We start from the raw sequence: 4,707 nt of genomic DNA on the forward strand, positions 1-4,707 counted from the left end.
GTGCAGACCTGACCGCCGAGTACCGATTCCAGCCTGACTTGTGGTGGAGCGGTACCCTGAGTGCAAACCTGGCGAACAACTTCGACAAGTTCAAGTACGACGCCCCCAGCGGCCTGCCCCGTGTGCGTACCGACCTGCGCAAATACGCGACGACTTCGGACGTCACGATGCCAAGCTTCCAGGTGAACAAGGTCAAACAGCTGGACGAGGACCTTTATGGCATGCTCTATGGCGGTTATCTGGAGTCGATGTTCGCCGGTGTCGGTGCTGAAGCGCTGTACCGTCCGATGGGCGAACGCTGGGCCGTGGGTGTGGACACGAACTGGGTCCAGCAGCGCGATTTCAATCAAGGCTTTGGCCTGCGTGACTACAATACGATCACCGGCAATGCCACCCTTTACTACCGCAGCTCCTTCCAGGACATCCTCGGCGCTGTCAGTGTCGGGCGCTACCTGGCCAAGGACATTGGGGTCACCGTGGACCTGTCCCGCGAGTTCAACAATGGCGTGCGCTTCGGTGGCTGGGTGACGGTCACCGATGCCACCAAAGAAGAATATGGCGAGGGTAGTTTCGGCAAAGGCATCTACTTCTCGATCCCCTTCGACGAATTGATGGTCAAGTCCACTACCGGTCGGGCCAATATGGTCTGGTCACCGCTGACGCGTGACGGCGGTGCCGCGCTTTCCCGCAGCTACTCGCTGTACTCCCTGACGGAGCGTCGCAACATTGACCTCTTCTACAACAACTTCTACAAGATCACCGAATGAAGCAGCAAATGATGCGCGCCCTGCCCAAGCTGGCTTTTTTCGTGATCTTGTTGGTGTTGTGCTATGCCGGCTTGCGCAACGAGCCGGTGCCGCAGGCGTTTAATGAACAGGACAAGTTGCATCATTGGGCAGGTTTCTTTTGCGTGACCTTTAGTGCCTATCTGGCTTTCCCCCGAACCCGGCTGTTCTGGTTGCTGTTGTGGCCGCTGCTGGGTTCGATGGTCATTGAGCTGGAGCAAAGTTTTCAGCCGCTGCGCAKCGCATCCTGGGGTGACATGGTCGCCAATGCCACGGGTGTTTTGTTTGGTTTGGTGGCTATTCTGGTGTGGCGTGGGCGCCAGAATGCGAAGCTCAAGAAAGCCTCTCTGCTGACGTAATTCACGGGTAGACGCAAAGGCGGGTCGCGGCAGGAATGGCAGTCACCTGTCATCCTCCGCACAGATTCGTTTGTGCAGAATTAACCGTACGGGTCCTGCCTTGGGGTTAACGCCGAAGCGGCGTTATGAGATAGGGATGCATCGGTCACTCACGCGGTCACACCAGGGCAGCAGCCCCACTCTGGCGCACCAGTCGCTCAATGAAGAATTCCAGATGTCCCCGCGGGCGGGCCTGCAAAGGCCAGCGATTAACTTTGCGCGCGAGGGCGTTGAATGCAACGGCGCCTTTGGAGCGTGGGTAAGCCGCATGGAACGCACACTGGTTCTGCAATGCCGCCACCATGTTTGCGTCGTAAAGCACGGCACCGGCATAGTCCAAGAAGACGTCAAGAGAGGTATAGGTCATATTGGTGAGCTTGCTGAACAGACTGCAACCTTGCTGCTTGGTGCGCACCCTATTGGCCACTACCCGGAAGCGGTCTATGCCGTAGTCGCGATTAAGAGCGCTGATGAGGGCATAGGCACTCGCGACCGAGATCGGATCGTCGCAGACCACCACCAGCACTTCCTGCGCCGCGCGGACAAAGTTGATGACCAATTCACCTAATCCGGCCGCGGTGTCGATGACCAATACATCGAGATCATCCTCTATATCGCTGAAGGCATGGATCAGTCCGGCATAGTGCGCGGTGGTCAGCTGAATTGTGTTCTGTTTGCCGGAAGTGGCCGGGACGATACGGATACCACCGGGGCCTTGAAGTACCACATCACGCAGTTCGCAGCGTCCTTCGAGCACGTCGATGATGGTCTGTTGGAGGGGGATTCCGAGTGAGATGTTGACATTTGACAGGCTTAGATCGCCATCCAGCAATATGACGCGTCGGCCAAGTTTAGCCAGAGCCAGCGACAGGTTTACAGCCACCGTCGTCTTGCCTACACCACCTTTGCCACTGGTTACCGCGATAACCTGAACGGGATCCCTGCTGTCCATGTCGATCTCACTTCGTATGATTTGACAGCTATTTAGTTGGATTAAGCCGCGATACTCCGCAATCGAGTGTTTGCACATGCAAAGCGCTGGAACCAACAAGCCAGCCTTTGACTGGCGACCGGTCACTGCCCACTGGCTCGAAAAGCTTACTAACCGTACTAATAGATATCTTTTGACAGGAGCGTGAAGGGGGTTTTGACCAGGATCTTCAAATCAAGCCACAAGGACCAGTTGTTGATGTACGCAAGGTCCATCTCGACACGCTGTTGCATCTTGCTGATTGTTTCGGTTTCACCCCGACAGCCGCTAATCTGGGCGAGCCCGGTAATCCCTGGCTTAATCCGGTGGCGCGCCATGTAGGCACTGATTTTCCCAGTGTAGTAGTCATTATGGGCGACGGCATGAGGGCGAGGCCCAACGAGTGCCATATGACCTTGCAACACATTGAAAAACTGAGGCAATTCATCGATAGAGGTGCGTCTTATGAAACGCCCCACTGCGGTAATCCGCGAATCTTGACGACCAGCCTGCTGGACATGCTTGTCATCATGGACATGCATGGAACGGAATTTCCAAACCTTGATGACTTTGCCATTCCAGCCATGACGCTTCTGTTTGAAAAGAATGGGGCCCGGGGACGAGAGTTTCACCGCGATGGCAATTGCCAGCAGGATTGGACTGAAGCAGATAAGTGCCAGGAGCGCCAGGCTACGGTCCAGTATCGCCTTACTCAACGCTGCGGTTGGGTAGCTGGTCAGCGGGCTTTCATTGAGATGAATGGCGGGTAAACCGTTTACTTCACTGATTGAGTGATTAAGAAGCGTCATGTTGTTCAGATCGGGAACCCAGACGACATCGACATTCATATCAAGAAGGTCGATATACAACGCTTCGATTTTCTGTGCTTCACTCAGGGAAAGGGCAATATACAAGCGCCGAATATCATGCACTCTGATCAGCGTACGCAACTCTTCCAACTGACCCACGACTCTGGACGAGTGGATAGCAGGCAAGTTGTCAGGTGCCACACTGACAAGGCCGATCAATGGTGAATATGGCCGCTGGGAAAATGTGTCTGCCAGTTGCAGTGCCACTCCATTGGTGCCAATGATCAATGTATTGATATTACGATTCAGTTCGCGATGATAGCGTCTTGAAAATGCATGCGCCGGAATATAAAGCAGAGCCTGCAACCCATACCCCAACACGGCCCAGGTTATGATTACTTCACGGGAAAATAGCTCGCCGGTTTTACTGAGGAAGCCGATGCTTGTCATACCTGCCAAAGTAATCAACCAGCCGACGAGAAGCCTCATCAGACCGCTCAGATAGCCATGCTGTTTATGAAAGACCTGCATCAGTGTATAGGAAGGCACGGAGCCCAGAAGAAACAGGACTGCAAGGACTCGRTAATGAGAACCGACTTCCCCAGTCTGGTTATAGGCAAGCACAAACAACAAAGCAATAGCCAAGCCTGTTCCAACGGCCCACTGCCCCCAAAAGGTAAGCCCTTTTGCTACCGCTTTTCGGTCTATACGAGTATGTACCATAGGACAATCCCTGTAGTGTTTACTTTGCCTATGTGGACAGCTTTAAATAGCAGGCTACACACGCTCGCCCACGCTTTACTTCTGTCATATAGCTAAAACAGAAAGCTGTTTTTTTGCCGATACCATAACGCAGGGTTGAAATGACAACCTGACGCGACCTGCTCGACTGGCTTGGTATTCAAGACGCCAGCCTGCATTTCATTGGTTTGGTGTATTTTTAACGGCACATAGCAGGCACAGAGGCACCTTTATGACAGGGTGATACTAAAGAATTTTTTTTTGCTGCATCTGACAAATTATAACAACAGCACCTAAAACGGCCATTTGTTATAAATGGTCAGGCTTTTTGATGGCTTTTTGATGGCACACGTGATTGTTATAAATTGACTGCCGGCGACGCAAGAAGGAAGGCGCACTAAAGTAAAGAAATTTCTGGTTTTGTTTTTAGAGGATTAACCGCATTTATTGTAATTGGTGTGCGCGGTATTTCCAGGCTAGCGAATTGCTTTTACTTTTTGAACCAGGCAATAACCGCGATTTCGCACGGAGCGGATCAGGCGCTCTCCGTTGGCGGCAGCGCTGAATTTATCTTGCAGCCTACTCAAGCACATCTCAAGGCCGCGGTAATTCTCAGGATCCCTATTGATAGCCTGGATCAGTTCTACCTTGCTGGATACCCGCTGCTCATTGAACAGCAGATGTTTGATCAAGAGAGACTCAATGCCGGTGAGTGCAATTTCCCTCCCCTGACTGGAGAGTATCCGGCCATCGAACCACCATGTTTCAGGCATAGGGCGAATGACCTGAGTTTGCTCTACTCGTTCCGGGCTATATTTTATGAGACCGAGCTGGGAGAAGCGTCGAGGACTCGGTGATTTGAGATTTTTATTCGCCAGGTAATCCGGCCGGAAAACAAAAAGCCTTCTTTTAATCTGACTGTTATCTAGCGCCATTCTAGTCATGTCAAACTGAACCTTTTTCTGTGAATGCCTTGGGTAGGGAGTAATAGTCCCCCTGAAAAC

The 4,707-nt window shown here is 52.5% G+C and carries 5 protein-coding genes; 2 read left to right on the forward strand and 3 right to left on the reverse strand.

Annotation, left to right across the window (positions count from 1 at the left end; all coding sequences use genetic code 11):
* Window positions 1–767: YjbH domain-containing protein (locus AC1DSG_RS27830; RefSeq protein WP_477793746.1), on the forward strand; the 767-nt coding region annotated here is incomplete at its 5' end.
* Window positions 764–1,144: a VanZ family protein gene (locus AC1DSG_RS27835; RefSeq protein ID WP_477793747.1), complete on the forward strand. Its 381-nt coding sequence runs from the start codon at window positions 764–766 to the stop codon at window positions 1,142–1,144. The genes AC1DSG_RS27830 and AC1DSG_RS27835, both read left to right, overlap by 4 nt.
* A 157-nt stretch (window positions 1,145–1,301) precedes the next feature.
* Here AC1DSG_RS27835 and AC1DSG_RS27840 read toward each other — a convergent pair whose 3' ends face one another.
* The 3 genes from AC1DSG_RS27840 to AC1DSG_RS27850 form a co-directional block, all read right to left on the reverse strand.
* Window positions 1,302–2,135 (reverse strand): MinD/ParA family protein, encoded by an 834-nt coding sequence (locus AC1DSG_RS27840; RefSeq protein WP_477793748.1) that lies wholly within the window; start codon window positions 2,133–2,135, stop codon window positions 1,302–1,304.
* A 158-nt stretch (window positions 2,136–2,293) separates the two neighbouring features.
* Window positions 2,294–3,685 carry an undecaprenyl-phosphate glucose phosphotransferase gene (locus tag AC1DSG_RS27845; protein ID WP_477793749.1) on the reverse strand — a complete coding sequence of 464 codons (1,392 nt, stop codon included), beginning with the start codon at window positions 3,683–3,685 and terminating at the stop codon, window positions 2,294–2,296.
* Between the two features lie 494 nt (window positions 3,686–4,179).
* The coding region (locus AC1DSG_RS27850) for a helix-turn-helix domain-containing protein (RefSeq protein WP_477793750.1) at window positions 4,180–4,707 on the reverse strand (528 nt) is incomplete at its 5' end.

It is taken from the genome of Pseudomonas sp. P5_A12 (assembly GCF_056400685.1).